At 45.8% G+C, this 26,092-nt stretch carries 25 protein-coding genes and 3 tRNA genes; 8 read left to right on the top strand and 20 right to left on the bottom strand.

Annotated elements, in window-relative coordinates; all coding sequences use genetic code 11:
• Positions 1 to 9: 9 nt before the first annotated feature.
• From EOPP23_RS09600 to EOPP23_RS09570, 7 genes are all read right to left on the bottom strand, one after another.
• Positions 10 to 678, bottom strand: a complete 669-nt coding sequence (locus EOPP23_RS09600) for a nitroreductase family protein (RefSeq protein ID WP_153765721.1) — start codon at positions 676 to 678, stop codon at positions 10 to 12.
• Between the two features lie 67 nt (positions 679 to 745).
• The gene (locus tag EOPP23_RS09595; protein ID WP_194842558.1) at positions 746 to 2,179 is read right to left on the bottom strand and encodes a hypothetical protein; all 1,434 of its coding nucleotides are present in this window, start codon (positions 2,177 to 2,179) and stop codon (positions 746 to 748) included.
• A gap of 59 nt (positions 2,180 to 2,238) precedes the next feature.
• Positions 2,239 to 3,078 (bottom strand): carbohydrate ABC transporter permease, encoded by an 840-nt coding sequence (locus tag EOPP23_RS09590; RefSeq protein ID WP_370514736.1) that lies wholly within the window; start codon positions 3,076 to 3,078, stop codon positions 2,239 to 2,241.
• A complete protein-coding gene (locus tag EOPP23_RS09585) occupies positions 3,075 to 3,947 on the bottom strand; it encodes a carbohydrate ABC transporter permease (protein ID WP_153765719.1) in 873 nt (290 codons plus the stop codon). The genes EOPP23_RS09590 and EOPP23_RS09585 overlap by 4 nt, the downstream gene beginning before the upstream one ends.
• 56 nt (positions 3,948 to 4,003) lie before the next feature.
• On the bottom strand, positions 4,004 to 5,296 hold the full coding sequence (locus tag EOPP23_RS09580; protein WP_153765718.1) for an ABC transporter substrate-binding protein: 1,293 nt from the start codon (positions 5,294 to 5,296) through the stop codon (positions 4,004 to 4,006).
• Positions 5,286 to 6,338, bottom strand: a complete 1,053-nt coding sequence (locus tag EOPP23_RS09575) for an ABC transporter ATP-binding protein (RefSeq protein ID WP_153765717.1) — start codon at positions 6,336 to 6,338, stop codon at positions 5,286 to 5,288. The genes EOPP23_RS09580 and EOPP23_RS09575 overlap by 11 nt, the downstream gene beginning before the upstream one ends.
• A 124-nt stretch (positions 6,339 to 6,462) precedes the next feature.
• On the bottom strand, positions 6,463 to 7,245 hold the full coding sequence (locus EOPP23_RS09570; RefSeq protein WP_228550642.1) for a transporter substrate-binding domain-containing protein: 783 nt from the start codon (positions 7,243 to 7,245) through the stop codon (positions 6,463 to 6,465).
• Positions 7,246 to 7,400: 155 nt separating this feature from the next.
• Here EOPP23_RS09570 and EOPP23_RS09565 point away from each other — a divergent pair, with 155 nt between their 5' ends.
• Complete coding sequence (locus EOPP23_RS09565; protein ID WP_228550641.1) at positions 7,401 to 8,099, top strand: amino acid ABC transporter permease; 699 nt, start codon at positions 7,401 to 7,403, stop codon at positions 8,097 to 8,099.
• A 15-nt stretch (positions 8,100 to 8,114) separates the two neighbouring features.
• Here EOPP23_RS09565 and EOPP23_RS09560 read toward each other — a convergent pair whose 3' ends face one another.
• Positions 8,115 to 9,005 carry an AEC family transporter gene (locus EOPP23_RS09560; protein ID WP_153765715.1) on the bottom strand — a complete coding sequence of 297 codons (891 nt, stop codon included), beginning with the start codon at positions 9,003 to 9,005 and terminating at the stop codon, positions 8,115 to 8,117.
• Between the two features lie 151 nt (positions 9,006 to 9,156).
• Between EOPP23_RS09560 and EOPP23_RS09555 the strand changes: the two genes are divergently transcribed.
• Both EOPP23_RS09555 and EOPP23_RS09550 read left to right on the top strand, forming a co-directional pair.
• A complete protein-coding gene (locus tag EOPP23_RS09555) occupies positions 9,157 to 9,759 on the top strand; it encodes an outer membrane beta-barrel protein (protein WP_153765714.1) in 603 nt (200 codons plus the stop codon).
• A 51-nt stretch (positions 9,760 to 9,810) separates the two neighbouring features.
• Positions 9,811 to 10,071, top strand: a complete 261-nt coding sequence (locus tag EOPP23_RS09550; RefSeq protein WP_153765713.1) for a hypothetical protein — start codon at positions 9,811 to 9,813, stop codon at positions 10,069 to 10,071.
• A gap of 193 nt (positions 10,072 to 10,264) precedes the next feature.
• Here the strand turns inward: EOPP23_RS09550 and EOPP23_RS09545 are convergent.
• A tRNA-Thr gene (locus EOPP23_RS09545) sits at positions 10,265 to 10,340 on the bottom strand.
• Positions 10,341 to 10,775: 435 nt separating this feature from the next.
• On the opposite strand from EOPP23_RS09545, the gene EOPP23_RS09540 reads away from it, so the two are divergent.
• Positions 10,776 to 11,906 (top strand): protein kinase, encoded by a 1,131-nt coding sequence (locus EOPP23_RS09540; RefSeq protein ID WP_194842557.1) that lies wholly within the window; start codon positions 10,776 to 10,778, stop codon positions 11,904 to 11,906.
• Here the strand turns inward: EOPP23_RS09540 and rhtB are convergent.
• The 7 genes from rhtB to EOPP23_RS09505 form a co-directional block, all read right to left on the bottom strand.
• Positions 11,866 to 12,471, bottom strand: coding sequence for a homoserine/homoserine lactone efflux protein (gene rhtB / locus EOPP23_RS09535; RefSeq protein WP_153765711.1), 606 nt, complete (start codon positions 12,469 to 12,471; stop codon positions 11,866 to 11,868). The two genes, EOPP23_RS09540 and rhtB, sit on opposite strands and share 41 nt — an antisense overlap.
• Before the next feature lie 146 nt (positions 12,472 to 12,617).
• A tRNA-Leu gene (locus tag EOPP23_RS09530) sits at positions 12,618 to 12,704 on the bottom strand.
• A 63-nt stretch (positions 12,705 to 12,767) separates the two neighbouring features.
• Positions 12,768 to 12,854: transfer RNA gene (locus EOPP23_RS09525), tRNA-Leu, on the bottom strand.
• 264 nt (positions 12,855 to 13,118) lie between these two features.
• Positions 13,119 to 13,394, bottom strand: coding sequence for an HU family DNA-binding protein (locus EOPP23_RS09520; RefSeq protein WP_153765710.1), 276 nt, complete (start codon positions 13,392 to 13,394; stop codon positions 13,119 to 13,121).
• Positions 13,395 to 13,552: 158 nt separating this feature from the next.
• Positions 13,553 to 13,720, bottom strand: a complete 168-nt coding sequence (locus EOPP23_RS09515) for a rubredoxin (RefSeq protein ID WP_153765709.1) — start codon at positions 13,718 to 13,720, stop codon at positions 13,553 to 13,555.
• Between the two features lie 304 nt (positions 13,721 to 14,024).
• Positions 14,025 to 14,657: a LysE family translocator gene (locus tag EOPP23_RS09510; protein ID WP_153765708.1), complete on the bottom strand. Its 633-nt coding sequence runs from the start codon at positions 14,655 to 14,657 to the stop codon at positions 14,025 to 14,027.
• A 61-nt stretch (positions 14,658 to 14,718) separates the two neighbouring features.
• Positions 14,719 to 15,342 carry a TetR/AcrR family transcriptional regulator gene (locus tag EOPP23_RS09505; protein ID WP_153765707.1) on the bottom strand — a complete coding sequence of 208 codons (624 nt, stop codon included), beginning with the start codon at positions 15,340 to 15,342 and terminating at the stop codon, positions 14,719 to 14,721.
• Between the two features lie 328 nt (positions 15,343 to 15,670).
• Here EOPP23_RS09505 and EOPP23_RS09500 point away from each other — a divergent pair, with 328 nt between their 5' ends.
• The 4 genes from EOPP23_RS09500 (at position 15,671) to phoR (ending at position 19,775) form a co-directional block, all read left to right on the top strand.
• Entirely contained in the window at positions 15,671 to 16,255 is a 585-nt protein-coding gene (locus tag EOPP23_RS09500) for a chorismate lyase (protein ID WP_194842556.1), read from the top strand.
• 149 nt (positions 16,256 to 16,404) lie between these two features.
• Positions 16,405 to 17,334: a 4-hydroxybenzoate octaprenyltransferase gene (ubiA, locus tag EOPP23_RS09495; protein WP_228550639.1), complete on the top strand. Its 930-nt coding sequence runs from the start codon at positions 16,405 to 16,407 to the stop codon at positions 17,332 to 17,334.
• Positions 17,335 to 17,599: 265 nt separating this feature from the next.
• Positions 17,600 to 18,289 (top strand): phosphate regulon transcriptional regulator PhoB, encoded by a 690-nt coding sequence (phoB, locus tag EOPP23_RS09490; protein WP_153765705.1) that lies wholly within the window; start codon positions 17,600 to 17,602, stop codon positions 18,287 to 18,289.
• A gap of 163 nt (positions 18,290 to 18,452) precedes the next feature.
• The gene (gene phoR / locus EOPP23_RS09485) at positions 18,453 to 19,775 is read left to right on the top strand and encodes a phosphate regulon sensor histidine kinase PhoR (RefSeq protein WP_153765704.1); all 1,323 of its coding nucleotides are present in this window, start codon (positions 18,453 to 18,455) and stop codon (positions 19,773 to 19,775) included.
• 88 nt (positions 19,776 to 19,863) lie between these two features.
• On the opposite strand, the gene EOPP23_RS09480 is transcribed toward phoR, so the two are convergent.
• From EOPP23_RS09480 to EOPP23_RS09465, 4 genes are all read right to left on the bottom strand, one after another.
• Complete coding sequence (locus tag EOPP23_RS09480) at positions 19,864 to 20,283, bottom strand: H-NS family nucleoid-associated regulatory protein (RefSeq protein ID WP_153765703.1); 420 nt, start codon at positions 20,281 to 20,283, stop codon at positions 19,864 to 19,866.
• Between the two features lie 582 nt (positions 20,284 to 20,865).
• Positions 20,866 to 22,368, bottom strand: coding sequence for a SpoVR family protein (locus tag EOPP23_RS09475; RefSeq protein ID WP_153765702.1), 1,503 nt, complete (start codon positions 22,366 to 22,368; stop codon positions 20,866 to 20,868).
• A 15-nt stretch (positions 22,369 to 22,383) separates the two neighbouring features.
• A complete protein-coding gene (locus tag EOPP23_RS09470) occupies positions 22,384 to 23,661 on the bottom strand; it encodes a YeaH/YhbH family protein (protein WP_153765701.1) in 1,278 nt (425 codons plus the stop codon).
• Between the two features lie 369 nt (positions 23,662 to 24,030).
• Entirely contained in the window at positions 24,031 to 25,953 is a 1,923-nt protein-coding gene (locus tag EOPP23_RS09465) for a PrkA family serine protein kinase (RefSeq protein WP_153765927.1), read from the bottom strand.
• Positions 25,954 to 26,092 lie beyond the last annotated feature (139 nt).

Genomic DNA, 26,092 nt, shown 5'->3' with positions numbered 1-26,092 from the left:
ATAAGCCTATTACACGACCTCTGCAAATTCATCGAAGCTCTTCTTCGTGATATTCGGCACAGTCACACCCTCTGCAGGTTTACCGGCCACAATAATCATATAAGGTTTCTCATGTACCGGGCGATCAAGAATTTCATTCAGAAATTTCATCGGGCTTGGTGTATGTGTGAGCGTTGCCAGACCACAGTTATGCAGAGCGGTAATCAGCATACCCGTTGAAATGCCCACTGATTCAGGCACATAGTAATGCTTCTTCTTTTCGCCTTCTGGCGTCATGGTGTGCTTGCTGGCAAACACCACAATCAGCCATGGCGCTGTTTCCAGAAAAGGTTTATTTGCATCGGTTCCAAGAGGAGCCAGAGCGTCGAGCCACTCTTCTGATGCACGGCGCTGATAGAACTCTCTTTCCTCAGCTTCCGCACCTTCACGAATCTGTTTTTTTACGGCTGGATTCTGCACTGCCACATAATGCCATGGCTGCATATTGGCACCGCTGGGCGCACTGCCTGCAGCCAGAATGCAGTTTTTGATGACATCTTCATGGATCGCTTCGTCACTGAAATCACGGACTGTTCTTCGACGTTTGATGTGTTCCAGAAAAGTTTTGGAGTGGTTCTGCATTTCATCGCTGGAAAGGTTCTCAAAACCTTCCAGCGGAATATGGTCGTATGCGGTCATTACTGCTTTCTTTAGCCTTGTTGTGTCTGTTCATATTACGAACTTTGGCTGATTCAGCAAGGCTTTCTCAATACCCTTCTGTGTAGAGCAGGTGCATGATTTTATGCACCTCTTCTATCTCTCCCAGAATGATATAGGCACGGAAAGTGTTCTGTCCGGCATAGAGAGGGCCTGCATATCTTAGAGACCAGTGACCGTGTACTCCTTTTTTATGCAAGTGACCGTAAAACTCGCCTTCTTTCCCCTGCTGAGATCTACGACTGTAGACAGCTATTGCATGTTCTTCTCTGCCAGTTGCAATGGCTATGCCGCCTCCAGCCTGGAAGAGATACTTATAATCGTCTGACTCTCCCTCGTATTGAAAATCAGAGTTGAAGATTTCTCTAACTGATTTCGTGGGGTCAGAATATAAGGCGTCTACCGTATAAAAGTGAGATGGCCATTTGCTTTTAGTCGGGATAGAGCCACCCGGTACTTCCAGTATTACTAATTTTGTTCCAGACCAGTCCGTAGGCATGGTTACCTGAGCATCATAAACAATGATCTGACTAGCATAGAGTGAGAGAGCTTCATTTTGCTTGAATTCTTCTGCATCAATCTGAAGGTTTTTACCAATTTTCAAATCGGGGTAAATGACACCAGTGACACCACGAGCAAGCCTTGGTCTGCGCGATGTTCTATCGATAGGAATAGCAGAACTCGATTGTCTGTTGTTATTACTGATAAGACTGATCAGAGGCGCTCCATTCCATGCTACTTTTTCACTTTCGTCTTTATTGAAAGTACTGCCACCTTCTGTTGGTTTTGCATGATCACCAAGGATTGAAGACTGGATATTATGGCTGTAGCCATCGTCCTTGATGAAATTGTAATTGTTCCAAACAAGTTCGGCGATGCTACCGCCTGCGGCTTTATCCGAACACAGCTTGATACTGCTGCCACTGATGCACTCAAGGGTCTTTTCCTGATAGCCATAGCGGGGGTAAGCGTATAAACCTGTCAAAGGTACTTTTTCTTCAAATCCTGCCGCAGGTGCTTTTGGTACTGCGATGGCCGAAAGCTGATTGAGGTCCCTGAGCTGATACATTTCTTCAGTACCTCCGGGAGCAGATACCTGAGGCCATGCCACTCCCAGAATACTTTCCTTTTTGCTTCCGGGCAGGTGGCCTTGAGAGGATTCAGTATGCTGAACGCCATCGCTGTCATAAAAGCGATATAGACGAATACCATTAACAGGTGACCGTAACCGGTAGGGGATGTAGTAAAGCTGCTCGACAGGTGGATACTGTCTGGCTTCTTCGTAATGATTACTGGCGAAGTAATCGTTGCCATTATGAAGAGCACGCCAGATAGTTTTGAAAGTTACTCCCATGGAGTGAATGGATTGGGAAGCCTGAGAATAAACTCCCGGAAGCAGTGTTATAAAAGCTAGTGCGGGCAAAAGCTTTGGGGTAGAGGATTTTGAGCGACGGATATTGTCCACTTCTGCACTCCTTTGCATACGCTGACTGTTAAATAGTCAGTATAGGAGCGCAGTGACAAAACCATTGGGAGATCAGTTTATTTGATACCAGCTCTCATAAACGATTGCACAAACTGCTTCTGGAAAATCAGGAAAGCGGCCAGCAAAGGCGAAATGGCTATTATAGTACCGGCACAGATAATTGGCCACTCAACCCCCGACTCTGGCGCTCCAAAAATGGCCATACCCACTGTCAGAGGTCGGCTTGCCTCGGTATTGGTGACAACCAGCGGCCAGAGGAAGTTGTTCCAGTGATAGCTGATGGAAACCAGTGCATAGGCAAGGTAGACAGGCTTGGCCTGAGGCACATAAACCTTCCAGAGCACCTGCAGAAGATTACAGCCTTCTATTCTGGCAGCATCATCCAGAGCCTGTGGTACGGTGGCAAAGGTTTGCCGAAGCAGAAAAATACCAAAGGCGCTGGCCATGTAGGGAAGCCCGACACCTGTCCAACTATCGATAAGCTCCAGTCCGGCCAGTGTTTGGTAATTCTCCACGATCAGTACTTCCGGCATCACCATTAACTGCATCATCACCAGAGCCATCACCACCCCTTTACCTCTGAATGGCATTCGGGCAAGAGCAAACCCGGCAAGAGTACACAGCACCAGTTGGCTGGCCAGAATGATTCCGGTAATCGCAAAGGTATTCAGCATATAGCGGGCGAAGGGAGCCTGATCCCACGCGGTAATAAAATGCTCGAAGGTCAGTGGCGCCAGAAGATCAAAGCTGGTCGTGTATTCACTGGAATGGAAAGCCGCCCAGAAAGCAAAAAGCAGCGGCATGATCCAGAGAAAACCCAGAATCCAGGCTGCAACCTTTTCAGCCATTGATATCTGCCTGAAGTCGTCTGTGCGAAGCAGTGAGCGAGCCATCATCGATAATGTACCTTCTTATCAAGAACACCAAACTGTACCCAGGCCAGCAGTGCCAGAATGATCAGTAGAATTGTGGTGAGTGTTGCTGCGTAGGCCGTATCAAAGAAGCTGAAGGCATTTTCGTAAATGTAATAGAGCAACAGATTGCTGGCGTTATTCGGGCCACCTTTAGTGAGAATAAACAGGTGGTCAACCAGCTTGAAGGCATTGATCAGAGCGTTGATTAAAATAAACAGGGTGGTTGGCATCAACAGAGGCCAGGTAATTCGGCGAAAGGTCTGCCAGCGACTGCTATTTTCTACGGCAGCGGCTTCATAAAGTGACTGGTCCAGACTTTGAAGTGCAGCCAGATAGAAAATCATAAAGAAACCGGCTTCTTTCCAGATCGTCATAACCATCAGGCTTGGCAGGGCAAGGTCGGGATCACCCAGCCAGTTTTGTCCTTCGAACCCCAGCTTTTCGAGCAGGTTATTGATCAGCCCTATTTCCGGTGTGTAAAAGAACAGCCAGATATTAGCCACTGCAATCATCGGAAGAACGGTTGGCGTAAAGTAAGCCAGTCGGACAATGGCACGTCCACTCATTTGGCTGTTAACCCATATAGCCATGACCAGCGCCAGAACAATACTGGTGGGCACAGTCACAACGGCGTACCAGAAGTTATTCCAGAGTACCTGCCAGAAAATGTCATCTTCCAGTGCAAACTCAAAGTTATCCAAACCAACGAAACTGCCGGTTTTTCCTGCTATCGGAGATTCAAAAAAACTGTGCAGAAGCGTTGAGATTGCAGGTATATGGGTAAATGCAGCCAGCATAGCCATCGCTGGCAGAAGTAAAAGCCAGGCGTGCAGGTGTCGATTTGGGCTCATTATTCAGATATCCAGAACATCGCATGACCTGAGATTCAGGCCATGCAGATAAGAAGTCAGCGATAGCGTCTGAGGATTCGATCAGCTTGTTGCTGGGCTTTTGAGAGCGCCTGGTCAGCTTCTTTTTCGCCAGTCAGGACTGATTGAATGGCATCGTCCAGCAGCTTGCGAACCCTGCCTGCCTGATGAGTAGAAAGCTCGGCGGTGGCGTGCTGTAACTGATCTCGTGCTACAGCTGCAGCGGGGAAGCTTTTAACATAGCGATTCAGCTCGTCGGTCTGATAAGCCTCTTCGCTGACTGCCATATAACCTGTCGCTTTGCTCCATGCAGCCGCCTGCTGCGGTGCTGTCATATAGCGAACAAGCTTTAGAGCAGCCGCTTTTTCTTCTGCAGAGGATTTCTTGAAAATGTAGAAATTACCGCCACCGGTGGGGGAACCGAACTCTTTCTGAGCCGGGAGCATGGCAACTCCGAAATCAAATTTTGCATTCTTTTTAACGGTGGTCAGGTTACCCGTGGAGTGCCACATCATGGCTGTCTTACCTTCAAGGAAGTTTTGACGCAGTGTGCCCCACTCAATGGTGCCTTGTGGCATGATCTGGTGCTTGCTGCCAAGGTCTTTCCAGAAGCCCAATGCTTCGACGACTGCAGGCTTGTTGAAGTAGGTTTCAGTGCCGTCCTGATTCATCAGTACTTCACCGTTTTGTTTGGTCAGTGCGCCAAACATCCAGTAAGGGTAACCAGTTGATGGAATCATTGTTCCCCACTGCTGAACCTTGCCATCACCGTTACGCAGAGTCAGTTTTTTGCCTGCCGCAACCAGTTCATCCCAGCTTTTTGGCGGCTTTTCCGGGTTCAAACCTGCGGCACGAAATGCGTCCTTGTTGTAATACATGACAATGGTTGAACGCTGGAAAGGAATACCCCAGGTTTTGCCTTTTGCTTTACCATTCTGCATCAGAGTTGGGTAGAAACTGTTCAACCATTGACGTTCTTCAGCGGTTTTTGTCAGTTCATCAAAAGGAACAATAGCGTCCTGGTCCATCAGCTCATGAACGTCAATGGAGAACATCACGGAGAGCTGAGCAGGTTTGCCACTGTTCAGAGCCGCCAGTGCTTTCACTCTTGCATCGTTATAGTTGCCGGCATAAATGGCATTGACATCGATATCCGGGTTTTGCTTTTCAAATCCCTCAATCATGTTGTCCACAACCTTGGTCAGGGAGCCACCCACAGCGACCGGGTAGTACATGGTCAGTTCGGTTTTTGCCTGTACTGAGGCAGAGAGACCAAAAGCGGCAATAGATAGAGCTATAGCCTGCCCGACCTTAGGTAGTTTATGCAGCATATTCAGATTCCTTTGCTTTATGGTTGTTATTCACAGCAGAGTTATTTTGGCGTTCAATGCGTTGCTGGCGGGTTTTACAGAAATAGTGTTCGTGTTGTTGCTGCCAGCTTATACCCAGAACCGTTCCCGCAGAGATAGGCTGGTGGCCGGAGAGTCTGATCTGAAGCTTGGCATCATTGAAGCTGGCATTGACCAGAGTGTCAGCTCCGAGATAATCACAACTGACGACAATGGCGGATTGTAGGCTATTCGATAATTCTGCGGGTGCCAGAGAAACATGCTCTGGCCTGATGCCCAGAATATGCTCATCCTGACCGATCAGATTCATGGGCGGACTGCCAACAAACCCTGCCACAAAAGTACTGGCTGGAGCGTTATACAGTTCTTCCGGGCGACCCGTCTGTTCAATGCGGCCTGCATTCATCAGAATAATTCTGTCAGCCATGCTCATGGCTTCGGTCTGGTCGTGAGTGACGTACAGAACCGTCATTCCAAGTTTTTGCTGTAGGGCTCGCAGCTCGGTTCTCATCTGGCCACGAAGCTTTGCATCAAGGTTTGAGAGCGGCTCATCCATCAGGCAGAGTGGTGCCTCAGAAACAATAGAGCGTGCAAGTGCCACCCGTTGGCACTGGCCTCCGGAGAGTTGTGACGGTTTTTTATCCAGATGCGGGCCAAGGTCAACCAGTTCGACTGCAAAACTCAGTCGGCGCTTTCTCTCTTCAGGAGAAACCTTTCTGACCTGCAGGCCAAACAGAATATTGTCTTTAACGGAAAGGTGAGGAAACAGGGCGTAGGACTGAAACACCATGGTCAGCCCACGTTGGCCGGGCGATGTTTGGGTAATATCACTGCCATTCAGGAATACACGACCATCACTGGGTGTTTCCAGTCCGGCAATCATTCGCAGTGTGGTTGATTTACCGCACCCTGAGGGGCCGAGGAGCGCGACAAATTCTCCGGAATTAACAGAGAAATTAATACCGTCAACAGCTGTGCTGTCTGCCCAGCTTTTTGTCAGGTGCGTAACATCCAGTTGCCCCATCGATAACTACCTTGTCATCAAATGATCCTATCTTGCGGCCATTTGATGACAACTGGATGTTGTTTTTATTTCAGTTCTGTTTCATAGGTTGTTTCTTGGTCGCTATATAAATAATTCTAAAGCTTCAAGGCATCCAGCGCTGTTCCAGCTCACCGAAGAAACCTTGAGCCTTACGGAAAGTAATCCAGTGATTGATGTAGTTAATCCACACCTGATCATCTTGTGGTAACAGGATCGCCAAAGGCTTGGCTTTACGAGGTGGAACGGACAGTACAGCCAGTTGCGGGTATTTCTTGATCAGTTTTGACGCTTCAAGGTTTGAAGTCAGAGCTACACTGGCTCGTCTCGAAAGCAGCTCCTGGAAGTCACGGGCTGGCGCTTCTACCGCTTTCAGTTTTGCCTTTGGTAAGTAATCTTTGGCTTCCTGTTCAAAAACAGTGCCCAGAGTGACAGCCACTTTCACATCAGCCTTGTTAATGTCTTCCCAGCTTTTGAACTTGCTCAAATCACTCTTTCGAACTAGTGGCACTGTGCCAACGGCAAAATAAGATTGAGAGTAACCCGCCACTTTGGCTCGCCCCATATTAATGGAGGCGCTGGTGGACATGTCGTATTTATTGGCCACTACACCATTAACCAGTGTCTTCCAATCTGCAGGAACCAATTCAAGCTCAACGCCCATATCCTTAGCCAGTGCTTTAGCCAGATCGATATCGAAGCCCTGATATTCGTTCGTTGCAGGGTTACGAAGGGTCATTGGGTCCCAGTCACCGGTTGTTCCAACTCTTAATACGCCCGATTCCAGAATGCTCTGAAGCCTGGATGTTTCTGCGTACGACGAGGAAATAGTAAGAAGGCTTAATAGTGAGCCAATAACAATGCGAGACAGGTTTTTTATCATTTTCATTTTTTTAAGTGGGCTGGCTGATTTAAAAGGACTAAGGCAACCATACCAGAATTTCTGCTTACAGCCACAAGGGGGTATGATGTCAGGACACCAAGAAAAACGTTGTTCTCATGCCTTCTTCTCTATTACGTATAGTTTTGCTTCTTGGAGCATCTTTGCTTCTTACTGGCTGCTCTTCTGATTATCAGTGGGGCTGGTATGTTGTTTCACCTTTTACAGAGTCAGGCCTGATAAACCTTAAGTTTCTGGCCATGGGGGCCGTTTATACGCTTGGGATAAGCCTGCTGGCTTTCTCAATAGCCATGGTTGCTGGTCTGCTAATCGCCCTGCCCGGCTTGTCCAGTTACAAGCCACTGCAATATCTGAACCGAACCTACGTGGAAGTGTTCCGATCTATTCCGGTGTTGGTCATGATTCTCTGGATTTATTACGGATTGCCGCTTGTTGCAGGAATAGAGCTTTCAGCGTTTGCTGCTGCCGTTATCGCTTTAGCCATTTGTGAAAGTGCTTTTCACGCGGAAATATTCCGTGGCGGCGTTAACGCGATTGATAGAGGCCAATTTGAGGCGGCAGAAGCACTTGGTTTGAAGTATCTGCAGAAGATGCGCTTTGTAATCTTGCCTCAGGCGATTCGACGAATGATTCCGCCACTGGCCAATCAGTTTGTTTATATGCTGAAAATGTCGTCTCTGGCTTCGGTGGTTGGTGTTCAGGAGCTGACCAGACGAGCGAATGAATTACAGATCAGCGAATACCGAGCCATGGAAATCTATTCCGTGCTGGTAGTGGAATATCTTGTCATTGTTCTGATATTTTCCTGGTTGGCCAGAAAGCTTGAGAAACCAGTGAAATAAATATGTTCCTGAACCTTAGAGAACAAAGCCCAGCACTAGTGGAATAAACAACAGACTACCTATGTTTCCAAGTAATACGATGGAAGCAACCTGGTGAGGCTCCTGGTTATAACGCTCTGCGATCATGTAGTTCAGTACTGCGGGTGGCAGAGCACCAAACACAACCAGATAGGCAAACTGAGTCGCATCCAGCTGAAGAAACTGCTGACAAATCAGTGCAATCACAACGCCACTGATAGGACAAAGCACAGCACTACTCACTCCAATCTTCCAGTTGCTGAAATCAACACTGGTCATTCGTACACCTAAAGCAAACAGCATTAATGGGATGGCGATCTGTCCCAGCATTTCGATAAACGTATGAATAGCCTTATAGATAGGCAGGTCAAAACCGCTCCAGATCAATCCAAGAATCGTTGCCAGAATCATAGGCATTCTTAGTAGATTAAGAAGACGAGTCTTGTGATCAAGAATATAAATGCCAACGGTGAAGTGAAGAACATTTTCTACAAGGAAGAGAATGACCGCCGCCTGCAGTGCGTGTTCACCAAACGCCAGCACAATAAGTGGAATGCCCAGATTGCCGCTGTTGCTGAACATCATGGGTGGAATAAACGTTTTCGGATGCACCTTGAGCAGTTTGCAGAAAGGCAGCAGCAAAACACCTGAGCCAAGCACAACAATGGCTGCCCCAATGGCCAGAGACTGATATTTCACAAGATCAAATGATTCTGCAGAAAGCGCAGCGAAGATCAGAGCCGGGACAAAAACATCAATATTGACCTGGTTGGCTACAGTCATATCAGGGTTATGACGACGGGCATAAAAGAACCCTGTGGAGACAATGGCCACCAGTGGAAAAACGGTCAGAAAAATCCTTTCAAGCAACAGGCTGAGTGCTTCCATTCGCTAATACTCTAAGGCTGGTCACGGCTAGGATAACTGAGACAAGAGAAAAGAAGATACTACGGATTTTAGATGTTTGATTTACCAGCTGCTTTCTATATCTTGAAAGAAGCTGTCTTGAAAAAAACAACAGAACACAAGGAACGTGTAAATGAAGCAAGCGATAGCGTGTGCTGTTCTGCTTGTGCCTATGGCTGTTCAGGCTGAGCAAATAGGGTCTTTCTATCTGGGAGTAACGGGTGGAGCGGGCAAATTTAATGGCAAGCCAGACTACGACGCTTTAACTCTTGATCTGGGTGACAGCGGAAAAGTCGCGGGCGGTTACCTTGGTTACAGTGCCACTAATGGACGGCTTAAGTTTTCATTTGAGTTGGACTACCTCAAATACAGCGGTGAGCTTGAAGGAAAAATAAACGCTCTGGATATTGGTGTAGGCAATAAATTTGATCATTCCTATTCTGGCAGCATTCTTATGGGAATGATGGCTGCACCGGATATAGAACTCTATGCTCGGGCAGGCTATGGAAAGCTTAAAGTAAAAACCACTTCAGGCACATTAGCTTCCCCTGTAGAAAGAGATGAGAAACTGGATAGCACTCACGCAGGATTAGGCATTCGTTTTACCAATCATACCCAGATGGGGTTCAGGGTTGAGTACAGACATATGATGATTGAAGATTACAAAATGTCTGATGGGAAGAACTTTGAGTCTAATGGGGATGTTTTACTGGCGGGGTTTGATTATTCGTTTTGAAGTATCTTCACTGCCGTAGGCTGGAAATACCAAGTGTAAAAGGAAACAGAAATGAAAAAACTGGAACTGTCTCTTGAACAGGGAACCTTTGAAAAGCTTCAGAAGTTGTGCCGTGGCAGTGAGCTATCTGTATCTGATCTCTGTAATTTTGCGATTGAAGAATTTCTTCGAGAGGCTGTCATAACAGAAGATGACAGGGATAAGATGATGATTGCCCTGCATACACGAATTCAGTCTGGCGAGTTGCCTATACCTGAGGGGGAGTCATACAACCCGCCTGCAAAATACGCAAACCTTGTGAAGCCGGAGTGATCTGGCTATCAAAAGTAAGGCTATGTTGATTGGATTATTTAACGACACTGCTCGTAATTAGAGCTTCAGACTTGAAACCCAGTCAGCAAATAGCCAAGACCATTACAGGGACCAAATTGGAAAAACAAGCAGATACAAAAAAGCCCCAACAATGTTGAGGCTTCTAAGTGCCTGAATTAACAGGGCTTTTGTATGGTGCCGGCACCAAGAGTCGAACTCGGGACCCACTGATTACAAGTCAGTTGCTCTACCAACTGAGCTATACCGGCGAGGAACGAGATGCATATTATGTATGCTCGGGGTTTTTGTCAACAGGTCTCGTTCAAATTCTGTTGATCCCGCATACAAAAAACAGACCATCTGGTCTGCTTTTTGCTTCATCCTTGATATAGGGCGCTTCCTGCTTCTCGGAACTCCATGTTCCGAACTGCTTCCTGCATCTATTTGGCCTTCATGACCACCCGGGCATCCTGCCTGGTTCCTTATCCCTGTCAGCTTTTAGTTCTTCCTGAACTTCAGACTTCCTGTCCCCCGCTGACGAAATCTATTATCCACTTTCCGCTTTCAGGAAAAACAGGAAGTTATCCTTTTGCCTTGTGAGACATTTGCCATAGTAATGACCGCAATCGCTTAGGAGGTCATTCTCTTTCCGTTATTTCATGGTGGCCGACATATATAGAATCACCACTTGGTTGGATCAAAAAATGCCTAGAATCTCGACCCCCTCTCCGCTGCCAGAAAATTTGTCCTATGCAAAAAAGGCCGCGAAAGCACTAGTGCGCTTTGGCCGTTGGTGTGTAAGTCCACTAAGGTGGGTTGGTAAGAGGGTCGGGCTGATCAAAACTATCAAGCCAGTCATAAGGGCGATGGATATCCCGTTGGGGGCAGGAAGTTTTGGGTCTGTCAGCGAAGTAGAGTTTGAGGGGACACGCCTGGCTCGCAAAAAACCTATAAGCTCATATGAGACTGAGGAGTTGATAAAAGAGCAGAAGATACTGAGTACGCTTAATCACCCGCATATTATTAAATCCCGCTTTGGTGTAGAAGAAAGTGAGGTCGTAGTCGTAAGAAGTGAAGACTTAAATGACTCATTGGAGAAAACCGGTTCATCGGATGAAGCGGAATACGTCAACATTCTGGATGTTAATGAAGAACCAACAGGTTTGGTGATGGAGAAAGGCAGCTCCAGTTTAACCAGCTCAATAGAGAAAAAGTGGCGAGGAGGGATGAATGCTTCCGAGAGGCATAAGCATGCATATAATCTTCTGAGTGCGATCGCATACCTTCATAAACAGAAGCTGAGTCATCTGGATCTGAAACCGGATAATATTCTGCTTGTGGAGGGAGAGGTCAAGATAAGTGATTTTGGTTCCGCCATCAAAGTTCCTACAGAGCACTCCTATAGTCTTACCTACAAGAGCCCTGAAGGTATGACTCGAAGGTATATGGCACCTGAAATGCTGGGGTTGTCTTATCAGATGAGTGATACAAAGGTGTATGAGTCAGCGGACCCATATCAACAGGACGTTCACTCAATGGGAATGGTTCTGGCTGAATTATTAACCGGTGTGCCTATTGCTTCCCATAGGGAGCAAGTGTTTGAAGGTGAAATAACAGAGGATGGTACACAGGTGTGGGTTGATAAGTATCTGAAGAGATATGCAGGAGGCCTGGATCCAAAAATCACTGAAATTTTACACGATATGCTGAAAGGTGATCCTAACCAGCGAATTTCAAGTAGTGAAGCTCTTTCAAGATTTCCAAAGAATCCTCCCAGGGTAAGTGGGCTCAGAACTATTTCTGGCTGGCTGCCAGCAGCCCTCCGCAGGCGATAAACATTGAACCAAAAACTCTGCTCTGCAATTTTTCATGCCTTGATAAAGCAGGTGTAATTCTTAACGCCAAAGATGAATAACCCAGCATTACCAGAATATCTATGACGATCATTGTTACGCCCATAATCAGATACTGTGGCCATAAAGGTAGATCAGGTTGTACAAACTGAGGCAGAAATGCAGCGAGAAAAACGATAGCTTTAGGGTTAGTCAGGTTTACAACAACAGCACTGGCAAATGATTTTCTTTTACTCTGATTACGGCACGAGCCTTTGGACAACTCAGACTCTTTCCATTTCATTATTCCCAGATAAACCAGATATCCGACACCAAACCATTTGATGACATTAAACAGTTGTTCTGATGCGGCAAGAATAGCCCCTAGCCCTGCAGCCACAATAAGCAGATAAATAATCAACCCAACCTGCAAGCCCATGATTGATGGCAGGGTTTTCACAAAGCCAAATTTAATGGCGGTCGACATAGTGTTCACTGCACCAGCACCAGGAGTGATACTGATTAATGCGGTTGCAGCCAGAAAAGCCAGCCAAGTATTGAATTCCATGATGTAAAAGCAATATTTATAGTTGTGATGAGCAGGAGAATAGCTTGGAGAAAGGGGAATGCAAAGATGTTACTGAGTGAGAAATTATTTTTGGGGAATAAAAACGAAAAAAGCCGATCAAAAGATCAGCTTTTAACTATATGATTTGGTGCCCAGAAGAAGACTCGAACTTCCACGCCCTAACGGACACTAGCACCTGAAGCTAGCGCGTCTACCAATTCCGCCACCTGGGCAAATCATATATATTTTATGGGTTAAAAACCCGACCAGTCATCGCCATATGAAAGCTAAATGATTGGTGCCCAGGAGAAGACTCGAACTTCCACGCCCTTTCGGACACTAGCACCTGAAGCTAGCGCGTCTACCAATTCCGCCACCTGGGCCCTGTTAAGCTGCAAAGTGCTGCTCAGCAAGTGCGGCGAATATTATGGATATCAGGCGAAACTGTCAACACTTTGGATTGAAATTATGATTTCGGCTTCTACGAATAAGGGCTATTCAGAAGAGATACAGGGGAATTTGTAGCTAAATGGAAGGCAGAACCAAAAAGAGGCTACTCATTGAATAGCCTCAAGACGGGTTGCATAACAGGTTGTTGGACAAACAGTTACTTCTACCGCAAATCTGATTGTAGGTTTGAAAAATAATTAACCGTTTACAGCATCTTTCAGAGCTTTGCCTGGTTTAAAGGCAACAGTATTGCTTGCAGCAATTTGAATGGGTTCACCGGTTTGTGGGTTTTTGCCGGTGCGGGCAGCACGGCTTCTTTGCAGGAACGTTCCGAAACCTACCAGGCTGACAGTGTCTTCTTCTTTTAAGGCAGCGGTAATGGTTTCGAGTAATGCGTTCAGAGCTTGATTGGCCTGATCTTTGGTCAGGTCAGCCTGGTCGGCAATAGCGTTTACTAGGTCTGGCTTACGCATGATGTCATGCACTCCTTTTATTTTTTTTATCTTCCGTAGTTTGGATAGGTCGTTGGGTAGGCAACCTTCAACAGACTAAAACACTGGAGCAGTCAGGGCAATAGAAATTGCCCTGAAAACCTTGCAGGCCGTAGGTTTTTTGCTTTTTAGCGGTTGGTTTAGTCGATTTCAACCATCTCAAAGTCTTCTTTAGTAACGCCGCAATCCGGGCATAACCACTCTTCAGGAACGTCTTCCCAGCGTGTTCCCGGCTCAATACCTTCTTCAGGCCAGCCTAAAGCTTCATCGTAAATAAAACCGCAGACTACACAATGCCACTTCTTCATAGTTATCTCCGTAAGTGTGTAGACATACAAATTCGAACAACCACCAGCTCTTACGTGCTTTCAGCAGATAAAGAGGCTTCGAATTTGCGTGCCCGAGTACTTAACTCTGTGACTCACATTATTGATTCTATTTATTGTTTTCAGTGCTGGTCTGGAGTTTACCAATTCGGTTGCTTTTGTATGTAATTAGGCAGGACTATTTTAAGCACCCAGATATACGAATCCATAAGCTGTTTACCCGCCTGAAGCGGGCAGACAGCAATTTAGTACTCCAATGTGTGCCTACACACTTTTAACCGTCGGACTAATCACTTTTCTGTAATGCCAGACCAATACCCAGAGACACCAGTAGAGAGCCTGTTACGCCATTAAATCCACGATTAACTATTGGGCGTGATAACCAGACTCTGGCTTTGTTAACCATCAGCACCAGAGAAATCTGCCAAATCATGGCGATGGTGAAATGCAGGGCGGCCAGTGTCATTGATTGCACAAGAGCTGAGCCTTCCGGATTAATAAACTGTGGCAGAAAGGCCATGTAGAAGATCACGGTCTTCGGGTTCAAGACATTAGAGAGAAACCCTTCCTGAAAAGACTTAACAGCAGAGAAAAAGTGCTCTTTGCTTTGAACATCAAACATGGCTGTGTTCGATCGAAAGGCCTGTTTCAGGCTACCAACACCCAACCAGACAAGATACGCCGCACCCGCAAGCTTCAGTACACTGAAAGCTGTTGCAGATTGTAGAAGAATGACAGAAATGCCCGCTGCAGAAACCAAAGCATGAATAAACAGGCCGGAGCAGATGCCGAGACTTGTGATACTTCCGTCCATCAAACCACCGCGACTGGTATTCTTCATGATGATAAGAGTGTCAGCCCCTGGTGTCATTGTGAGCAGGGTTAAGGCGACCAGTGCAGGCCAGAAATCCAACAGCATAGGAGTTCTCTTTATTTGAGCTGTGACAATCAGACACTATAGCCGATGATCGCGACGATTTTTACCCGCTATTGAGTCCGCATCCTCTGAGAACGATATCGCAGATAGTCTCAGCGGCCTGCTGGTAATGTGCCCTGGATATTTTTTTACGGTTAATAACGGTTTTCACCTGTGTTTCATAGTCAGCGTAAAACTGAGAGGAACCCCAAATCATGAACAGCAGGTGGGTAGGGTCGACAGGAGTCATTTTTCCTTCATCAACCCATTGCTGAAAAACTGTCGTGGATCTGTTGGCCCACTTTCTCATAGCCTGCTTCATATTTGGTGATAGGTTCTGGCCACCATGAACGATCTCGCTGGCAAAGATACGACAGGCTGCCGGATAGTCTCTCGCTAGAGAAACCTTCGAATGGATGTAGGTTTTTAAAACCTGTGCAGGGTCATCTTCTGCTGTAATCGGACTGAGCCGTTCCTGAAACAGTTTCAGGATGTTTAATAAGACTTTGTCGTAAACAGCCTGTTTATTATTGAAGTAATAGATAATGTTGGGCTTTGGCAGTTCTGCCCTGTCTGCAATACCCTGAACGGTGGCACCGGCATAACCATAATGGGCAAACTCTTTCATTGCCGCCTCTAAAATGATGCGGCTTCGTTCAGTTCTTATTCGCCCTGTGCTACTGATCATTGTGTTGTCATCCCTTCCCTGGAAATGATGCGTTCATATGGTTCCAAAAACCTGTTGAACTTAAGCCCGACAGATTCCTGGTAAATTTTTCAATTCTCAATTGAACCATTTTGACCAATAATACGAATCACCCGAAGGGCTTATATACGATGTAAGTTTAATGAGACCTTCGCTTTGGAGAGCACATAGGCTCTGGTGTATAAGCAACCGTGCATATCGATTCGCAGGATCTTTATCGATCATTTTTGTGTAAAGAATGATCAGATATTCGTGCGTATATGTCTACACACTTAAGTAGACTGTTTTGACTGTAAGAAATGGAGTAGTAGTGCCCTTTTTTGATTTCACCGGATTACCCTGGAACCCGAAACCGTATTCGCCAGATCAGATACCTGAGCAGTGGCGGAACTGGTTGCTGGACAGTGGTTCGTTAACTCAACGATTAAAGCAGGAGTGTCAAAACAGCTTTAAGGTTCGAGTGGTGAAACATGAATGTGAAATGCCCACGGACTCCGAACAGAATTTTCTGAATCAGCCAGCAATTGAGGCAAACATACGAGAAGTTCTGCTCATTTGTGATGATAAGCCAAGAGTGTTTGCCAGAAGTGTATTGCCGCTGACCAGTCTGGAAGGTGCAAACAGAGAACTACTTGAATTAGGAAACAGGCCTCTGGGAGAGTTTCTGTTTACCCATCCGGCTATGAAGCGAGGCCCTTTTGAAATCGCTGCACTGCCCGCCAGACAATTCAATGCTCATCTTGATCAGAGCTATGAAAATGAAACAGCATGGGGACGTCGCTCGCTGTTTTACTTGAACGATAAGCCTATTTCAGTGTGCGAAATATTCTTGCCAGATTACTCAAATCACGATGAAGAAAACCTTCATGATAAAGAAGTTACCCATGTAACCTGATAAACTGACCGCATCATTCTGCCGTACATAAGTACTCAGACATACGAATTCATAAGCTCTTTGCCCGGCGGAGCCGGGCAAAGAGCAATTTAATATTCGATTACGTGTGTCCACACACTTAATAGGCCCGAAATGGGCGAGCAGCTCTTATGCTTTCAAAAAAAACGATGCTTTTCAGAAAACCGGCGGGAAGCACTTTAGAACCAACTCTTTTTGATAAACGCTTTCCCCGTTTTAATGATTTTTTACAACTTGCCAGGCTTGATCGCCCCATTGGCATCTACCTGTTACTGTGGCCAACCTTCTGGGCTCTTTGGCTTTCTGCAGAAGGTATTCCTTCGCTTGCCAATATTGCTATTTTTTCTCTCGGTGTCGTACTGATGAGAAGCGCTGGTTGTGTCATTAACGACTTTGCTGACCGAAATGTTGACGGTGCCGTTAAGCGAACCAAAGCACGCCCTCTGGTGACAGGAAAAGTGACCGTCAAAGAGGCGTTATCCTTTTTTATGGCGATGGTTTCTACGGCATTTTTGCTGGTTTTATTTACTAATACTTTCACCATCATGCTGTCATTTGGCGGTGTAGTGCTGGCAGCAGCTTATCCTTTTGCCAAACGTTATACACATCTTCCTCAAGTGGTTCTCGGGGCTGCTTTTGGCTGGTCTATTCCCATGGCTTTTGCCGCAGAAAGTGGTGAGCTGACACAGGTAACCTGGCTGCTCTTTCTGGCGAATCTGTTCTGGACGGTAGCCTATGATACTCAATATGCCATGGTGGATAGAGATGACGATTTAAAGATCGGCATTAAGTCCACTGCTATTCTGTTTGGTGAAATGGATAACCTGATTATTGGCTGTTTGCAGGCTTTGACTGTTGTGACACTGTTCTTTGTCGGTCAGCAGTTGTCCATGGAACTGCCTTTTTATCTGTCTCTCGCAGGTGTTTCAGCGTTGTTTGTTTTTCAACAAAAACTGACCAGCAAGCGTGAGAGAGACCCCTGCTTCAAGGCGTTTCTCAACAATCACTGGGCAGGCGCTATTGTCTTTGCCGGGATTGTTGGCAGCTATCTGATGAGTTGAGTTTCATAAGTGTGTAGACACATGTAGTCGAATATCAGGTTGTTCTATCCTCGGCGGTGGAGGAGGTAGAACATATGCGACTGTCATGTGTCTGTAACAATTAAAGCTGAGAATGCAATCAGATAAGAGGGACAGTAAGTCTGTAGACACAGGTTATAGAATATCAGTTTGTCATTTGGTTGCCATGAGCATACAAGTGACTTGTGATTTCAAATGTCTTGGTGCTTACGCTGTCGAGAAAAAGAACGGACACAGGTAGAGAGCAATGTCGGGAAAAAAGATCCTCATTGTTGATGATGAAGCCCCCATTAGAGAGATGGTCACCGTAGCTCTGGAAATGGCAGGCTACGACTGCATGGAAGCAGCTGACGCCAGAGAAGCTCATTCATTAATCGTGGACCACAAGCCTGATTTGATCCTGCTTGACTGGATGATGCCGGACATTTCCGGAATTGAACTGGCGCGACGCTTGAAGCGCAGTGAACTTACGTCTGAAATACCCATCGTCATGCTCACAGCCAAAGGTGAGGAAGACCATAAAATTCAGGGCCTGGAAACCGGCGCTGATGATTACATCACCAAACCATTTTCACCCCGTGAACTGGCTGCCAGACTGAAAGCGGTTCTGAGAAGAACCGGTGGTTTTGATAGTCAGGGGCCGATTGTGATTCAAGGATTGGAGCTTGATCCTATCAGTCACCGGGTTTCTATTGATGGTGATCCCGCTGATATAGGACCCACAGAATATCGTTTGCTGCAGTTCTTCCTCACTCACCAGGAACGGGCCTATACCCGTGGGCAGTTGCTTGACCAGGTCTGGGGTGGCAATGTGTATGTAGAAGAGAGAACAGTAGACGTACATATTCGTCGTCTTCGAAAAGCGCTTGGCGGTAGCTATGAAGGTTATGTTCAGACGGTTCGTGGAACAGGTTATCGTTTCTCTACAAAAGTCTGAAGTTCGGGCTATTGATTGTCAGGACAATAAGTAGCCAGACATACGAATTCAGGAGCTGTTTACCTGCTGCAGGCGATCAAACAGCAACTTAATATTCGGTTACGTCTGTTTATACACTTAGTTCTGTCTTCTGATCGGTACAGGCAGTTTGACCGGGAGAGTTATGACGACATTTTCCAAATCCAGCATTATCAGGCAGCTGTTGCTTCTGCTTGGTGCTGGTTTGCTTCTTGGCTCGCTGTTTGGCAAACCTTTTCTGGGGTTGTCCATTGCCATGGGCAGCTATTTTATCTGGAGCATTCGGCAGCTGATTAAGCTGCTGGATTGGCTGAACGACCCTAAAACATCATCTAAAGAACCACCGGAAAGTACTGGTCTTTGGGGTGAAGTGTTCGACAGCATTTATCGAATGCAGAAGAACCATGGTCGTTCCCGTCAAAAGCTGACCATGGTGATTCAACGAATTCAAGAATCAACTTCTGCGCTCAGTGATGGTGTGGTGTTGATTGACCATAACCACAGCCTTGAATGGTGGAACCCATCTGCTGCAGCACTGCTGGGTTTACAGTCACCAGATGACCAGGGGCAAAATATAACCAACCTGTTGCGCGATCCTCGCTTTGCTGATTATTTTGAGCTGGGGCGATATCAAAAGGCATTGGAAATACCGTCACCGGTTAATGACGATGCTCAGCTTCAGTTCAATATTACTATTTACGGTAAAGGCAATCGGTTGATGATTGTTCGGGATGTAACCCGGTTGAATCAACTGGAAGTCATGCGAAAAGATTTTGTTGCCAATGTGTCCCATGAGCTGAGAACACCACTTACCGTGGTAGCGGGTTATCTGGAAACCATGCTGGACAACCTGGGGCCGGATTCTGACCTGCCTCCTGTCTGGGAAAAAGCACTGAATCGTATGCAGGAGCAGTCGCTGCGAATGCAGAACCTGGTGGCAGATTTATTATTACTGTCGAAACTGGAGTCTGCAGAAGCGAATGTTGATCCAAACGGTATTCATTTGTCTTCCATGCTCCAGAGTATTGTTGAGGATGGACGTGCGCTGAGTGGTGAAAATCAGCATCAGATTTCACTCAAGTGTGATGACGATATTGTACTTTCTGGCAGTGGTCATGAATTAAGAAGTGCATTTTCTAACCTTGTATTCAATGCAGTTCGTTACACTCCGTTGGGTGGAAAGGTAAAGATTCGCTGGAAACAGAGTAAGGAAGGCGGACGTTTGATCGTTGAAGATAATGGTGTCGGTATTGATCCTCAGCATATCCCTCGACTGACTGAACGGTTTTACAGGATTGATAAAAGCCGGAGCCAGAATACCGGTGGTACAGGGCTGGGCTTGGCTATTGTGAAACACGTTATGCTGCGACACGGTGGCCGGCTAACCATCAGTAGTCATCCAGGCAAGGGCAGTAAATTTGTTTGTCATTTTCCGGACAGGTGCCTTGAATTAGTTGTTGCAGAATAACCTGTGGATAATAAATGAGAGAATTTAAAAAGGGGCAGAAAGCCCCTTTTTAAAACACTAAGTCATTTATTACTCAGTCTTCTACAACTCAGTCTTCTACAACGCAGTCCAGACGCTTCTTGCCAGAGCGTTCCAGGTAAGCCTGGAAGTCACGTGGCAGACGGCCAGTAGTAGAGCCATCCCACTGAACAGAGTCGCCAGCTTCAGTCTGGTATTCAAAAGTGAATTTCTGAACGTTGCGTTTACGCTTAGGAGCAATCAGTTCCAGAGCGTCCAGATCGTCCATGGAAACGCCTTTTTCAGCCATGATCTGTTTGATAGCTTCGATGTTATCAAACTTGGCTTTACGCTTTTCTTCGTCTTTGCTGCGTGCTGCAATTTTTTCTTCACGCACTTCATTCATGCGTTTGATGATGCGTTCCAGATCTTCAACGTGAACATCTTTAAACAGAGAACGGATACGAGTTTTACTGCTCAGGCGGTGATGGATTTCGTCAAAAACGTTCATTCAATTACTCCCGAAGGTGGTAAATATAAAAATATTATTATGAAACTAATAAAAGCGTAATGCTGGAGCATGACGTTAATTGATGATAATCGTGGTGATCGATATATGATGAGAGAGAAGTCATTTGGACATCTACTCAAAATCAGATTGATCATACCGAATCAATCAAACACAGCTTGAAATTTCGCTTAGTTAGTCAGGCAATACAAATTTTATTACCTTATTCATGGCAAGTGTATAACTCTTCTGTTTTTTTGCAAAGTATTAATCTGTATCGTTAATTTTTATTTATAGATATTAGATGATGGCTTTGTAAGTTTTACGCAAAAATTTTCAGGGAATAGCGAGTAATCGAGCAGATTGATTTTGAATAGAGTACATTCAGCACCCGGACATATGAATTCATATGTCATTTCCCCGCCCGGCGGGGAAATGACAATCTAACATTCGATTACGTTTGGCTACACAATTACTGGGTATTTTATTGAAGTCAGTAAAATTCAAAAAGCACATCGAAGAAAACTCTTGATGTGCTTTTTAAATGCCCAGATAACAGCAGTTTGAACTAACAAGGGTTAGCCTTTACTTTGCCTCAGGGCAGCAAAAACTTTTACCTATTTTGTCATCAGCAACTGAGTCCAGCTTCACGTCGAACTGCCACAATCTGTGAATGTGCCTTAATAGCTCATCGGTTGAAGGGGCTTCCAGAGGCCGACTCTCATGCTGATAGTGGCGAAGTGTTAAGGTACGGTCGCCCCTGACATCAACATCATAAACCTGGATATTAGGCTCACGGTTGCCAAGGTTATATTGAGCAGCTAATGATTCCCTGACTTCTTTATACCCCGGATCATCATGAATGGCATTTACTTCCAGGTAAGACTTGGTTTCGTCATCAAATATCGAAAACAGACGCAGATCTCGCATAACTTTTGGTGAAAGGAACTGCAGAATAAAACTCTCGTCCTTAAAGTTCTTCATAGCGAAGTGTAATGTTTCCAGCCAGTCGCTTCCGGCAATATCGGGAAACCATTCTTTATCTTCGTCTGTTGGGTCTTCACAGATTCTCTTGATATCAGTAAACATGCTGAAGCCAAGAGTATAAGGATTAATGCCACTGTAATTAGGGCTGTCGAAAGGAGGCTGATAAATAACACTGGAATGTGAATGCAGGAACTCCAGCATAAAGCCTTCAGTTACTTTACCTTCATCATAAAGTTCGTGAAGCAGAGTGTAATGCCAGAAAGTTGCCCAGCCTTCATTCATTACCTGAGTTTGACGTTGTGGATAGTAATATTGAGCAACTTTACGAACGATTCTTAATAACTCGCGCTGCCATGTTTCAAGCAGAGGGGCATTTTTTTCCAGAAAATAAAGAATATTTTCCTCCGGATCTTCGGGGAAGCGTTTCACTTTTGTCTCTTCGATTTCCTCTGCTTTTGGAATAGTGCTCCAGATATCATTCAGGGTACGTTGAATGTATTCAGCACGCTCTTCCTGTCGTTCTCTTTCTTTGGCGGCTGAAAGTGGTCTAGGACGCTTGTATCTGTTCACGCCCTGATTCATTAAGGCGTGACAGGCATCCATAACATCTTCCACGGCTTCAACACCGTATTTCTCTTCACACTCGGCCACGTATTTTTTTGCAAACATCAGGTAATCGATAATGGAGTCAGCATCGGTCCAGGTTTGGAACAGGTAATTACCTTTAAAGAAAGAGTTATGACCATAACTGGCATGGGCAAGCACAAGTGCCTGCATGGTCATGGTGTTCTCTTCCATCAGGTAGGCAATACAGGGATTGGAGTTGATTACGATTTCATAAGCCAGTCCCATTCTGCCTCGTTCGTAATTCTGTTGTGTGTGCAGAAACTGTTTACCAAAGCTCCAGTGGCTGTACATTAACGGCATGCCAGTGGACGAATAGGCATCCATCATCTGTTCGGAGCTGATGACTTCAATCTGGTTGGGGAAGGTATCAAGCCGGAATTTATCTGCCAGACGAGCCAGTTCCTGGTCATACTCCTGAATCAGTTCAAACGTCCATTCCGGGCCAGTGGATATTGGCTGTCGTTCTTCACTCATGCTGTTTCCTTTTTCTTAAGCCGTTTCTTTTTTCTCAAAGAGGCGTCGGAAAACCTGATAAATGTCGTTGGGGGTTTTGATTTGTTCCATGGCGAACTGATCAGGGAACTGTTCGTTCAGTGATTCATATTCACGCCAGAGGTTTTGATGTGCGCGGTCAGTAATTTCTACATAAGAGAAATACTGAACTTTGGAAAGAATCTGTTCGGTAAGAATTTTGGAGCAGACGCTGGAATCGCCTTCCCAGTTATCACCGTCAGAAGCCTGAGCGACATAAATGTTCCAGTCGTTAGGGCTGTAGCGGTCGTCGATAATATCCCGGGTCATTTCTAATGCGCTGGAAACAATGGTGCCGCCAGTTTCCCGTGAATAGAAGAAATCGTCTTCGTCCACTTCTTTGGCAGCGGTGTGGTGACGGATAAATACCACTTCGATTTCTTTGTAGTTTCTCTGCAGGAAGAGATAAAGCAGGATAAAGAAGCGCTTGGCCATATCCTTTATTTCCTGAGTCATGGAACCGGAAACATCCATAACACAGAACATCACAGCCTTGTTGCTTGGGCTGGGGACTTTAATCAGGTTGTTGTACTTGAGATCGAAGTCATCAATAAAAGGAAGCTTCTTTAACTTGTTGTTCAGCTCTTTAATCTGGATTCTGAGCTGTTCGACTTCTTCCATATTCGTGGTGTCTGCACTGACTTCCAGTTCTCTCAGTTTCCTTCTCAACGCTCTCACTTCTCTACGGGCACCACCGCCCAGAGCAATGCGGCGAGCGTGGGCTGATTTCAGAGAGCGAACAATGTTCAAACGGTCGGGAGAACCTTCACTGGTGTAACCCGCGTTCTTCATTTTGTATTCGGTGGAATCTTGCAGTTGCTTGCGAACCAGATTGGGGAGCTCAAGGTCGTCAAACATATGGTTCAGGAATTCTTCATGGTTGATCTGAAAACTGAACTCATCCATGCCTTCGCCAGAGTTACCGGCTTTACCTTTACCAGAGCCCTGTCCCTGACCACCATTAGGGCGTTTGATGCGGTCTCCTGAAATAAACTCTTTATTTCCAGGATGAACCTGCTTGTAACGTCCACCCTGCCCGTGTCGGAAAAACGGTTCTGATAAGTCTTTGGTGGGAATGGTGACCTGGCTACCGGATTCGACATCAGTAATGGAGCGTTTGTTGACTGCTTCAGACACCGCTTTTTTTATATGCTTGCGGTATCTGTCGAGAAAACGCTGACGGTTTACTGTACTTTTGTTTTTACCGTTCAGACGTCTATCAATAATGATGCTCATCAACACGCTCCCTGTGGTTACTGATACGAAACAAGAATTGCCTGAGTTTCGTATCCAGGGTTTTGAACACTCCTTGTTCAAAACCTTGTCATTCCTTTGCCCTTAAACGGGTTATCGGAATGCGGTGACATTCTTCCACCGTTTTTTATTGTTATTGTTATTTTCTGCGCTGAGAAATCATTTTTTGATCATGCTGTTTTGTGCATGACAACTGAACCATGATCAAAGAATAATTCCTTACTACGTTCTCACTAAAGGAATCAGCCCACAGACTATCTCACTTATAAAATTCAGAGTTGTTTCCCCAGCGAAGGCGGGGAAACAACCAGTGAAATAATCTCAGCAGACAGCGGGCTGATATTTACCGTTTTACTGAGACTTACGAACCCTGATGTACCACTCGGCCAGCAGGCGAACCTGTTTCTCGGTATAACCTCTTCCTACCATGCGTTTCACAAACTCATTATGTTTTTTCTGGTCGTCATTACTGCTTTTGGCGTTAAAGGAAATAACCGGTAACAGATCTTCAGTGTTGGAGAACATTTTTTTCTCAATCACTGTTCTCATCTTCTCGTAGCTGTTCCAGGCTGGATTAGAACCATTATTATTGGCTCTAGCTCTGAGTACAAAGTTCACCACCTCGTTACGGAAGTCTTTCGGATTGGCAATACTGGCGGCCTTCTCGATTTTTTCCAGCTCTTCGTTAATGGAAGAACGATCAAGGATGTCGCCTGTTTCCGGATCACGGTATTCCTGATCCTGAATCCAGAAGTCAGCGTAGGTGATGTAACGGTCAAAGATGTTTTGGCCGTATTCGGAGTAAGACTCGAGGTAGGCTGTCTGAATTTCCTTGCCGAGGAACTCAATGTACTTGGGCGCCAGGAATTCCTTAACGTACCTCAGATATCGTTCATGCACTTCTTTCGGGAACTGCTGTTGTTCAATCTGCTGTTCCAGAACATAAAGCATATGAACCGGGTTAGCTGCGATTTCAGTTGGGTCGAAGTTGAAGACCTTGGAAAGAATCTTGAACGCGAAACGAGTTGAAAGACCTTCCATACCTTCATCAACACCTGCCGCATCCTTGTATTCCTGCAGAGGCTTGGCATTAGGATCGGTATCTTTCAGACTTTCACCGTCATACACCCGCATCTTAGAATAGACGTTGGAGTTTTCCGGTTCTTTCACTCGAGAAAGTGTGGTGAACTGAGCCAGCATTTTCAGAGTATCAGGTGCGCAAGGGGCATCCTTCAATGAACTGTGGGCCAGTAATTTTTCATAGATAAAGATTTCTTCGGTTACCCGTGTGCAATAAGGCACCTTGACGATGTTAACCCGGTCAATAAAGGCTTCGTTGGTCTTGTTGTTTCTGAAGGTCTGCCACTCTGATTCGTTGGAGTGCGCCAGAATCACACCATTAAAAGGAATCGCTCCCATGCCTTCAGTCGGGTTGTAGTTACCTTCCTGAGTAGCGGTCAAAAGAGGGTGCAGTACTTTAATGGGCGCCTTGAACATCTCGACGAATTCCATCAAACCCTGGTTGGCATTACAGAGTGCGCCGGAGAAACTGTAAGCATCCGGATCGTCCTGTGAATATTCTTCCAGCTGACGAATATCAACCTTACCGACAAGGCTGGAGATATCCTGGTTGTTTTCATCTCCGGGTTCAGTTTTGGCAATGGCCACCTGATTAAGAATGCTTGGGTAGAGTTTAACGATTTTGAACTTGGTGATATCACCACCGTACTCGTTCAAACGTTTCACGGCCCAGGGAGACATGATGTTTCCCAGATAGCGACCGGGAATACCGTATTCCTGGGTAAGAATGTCGCCGTCTTCTGATGCGTTAAACAGGTTCAGTGGGGATTCAAAAACAGGAGAGCCTTTAATGGCATAAAAAGGCTGCTGTTCCATCAGGGCTTTCAAGCGTTCAGCGAGAGATGACTTACCGCCACCAACCGGACCTAACAAATAGAGAATCTGTTTCTTTTCTTCCAGCCCTTGAGCTGCGTGTTTGAAATAGGAAACTATCTGTTCGATAGCTTCTTCCATTCCGTAGAATTCTTTGAAAGCGGGATAACGTTTAATGAGTTTGTTAGAAAATATTCGGCTTTGTCTCGGGTCCCGGGAAGTATCGATCATTTCCGGTTTGCCAATGGCTAGCAGCATTCGTTCTGCTGCGTTGGCGTAAGCACCTGAGTCATCCTTACAGAGGTTCAGATACTCCTGAATCGTCAGCTCTTCCTCTTGATAGGATTTATACCTTTCCTGGTAATGGTCAAAGATATCCATGTCGTCACCCTGCCCTGTCTGCTGTTCTGATTTGACGCGTCGTGAGTTTGCACTCTTCATTTACGACTATCGGCACTATCAGTTTTTTGGCCATATCTTTTTTGCTTTGCTCTTTTTCAGCGACACTGTCAAAGAAAGC

Source organism: Endozoicomonas sp. OPT23 (genome assembly GCF_009653635.1).
In the GTDB taxonomy this organism is placed as follows: domain Bacteria; phylum Pseudomonadota; class Gammaproteobacteria; order Pseudomonadales; family Endozoicomonadaceae; genus Endozoicomonas_A.
Note: the sequence above shows the minus strand (reverse complement) of the source record. Positions and strands in the feature narration are given on the sequence as shown.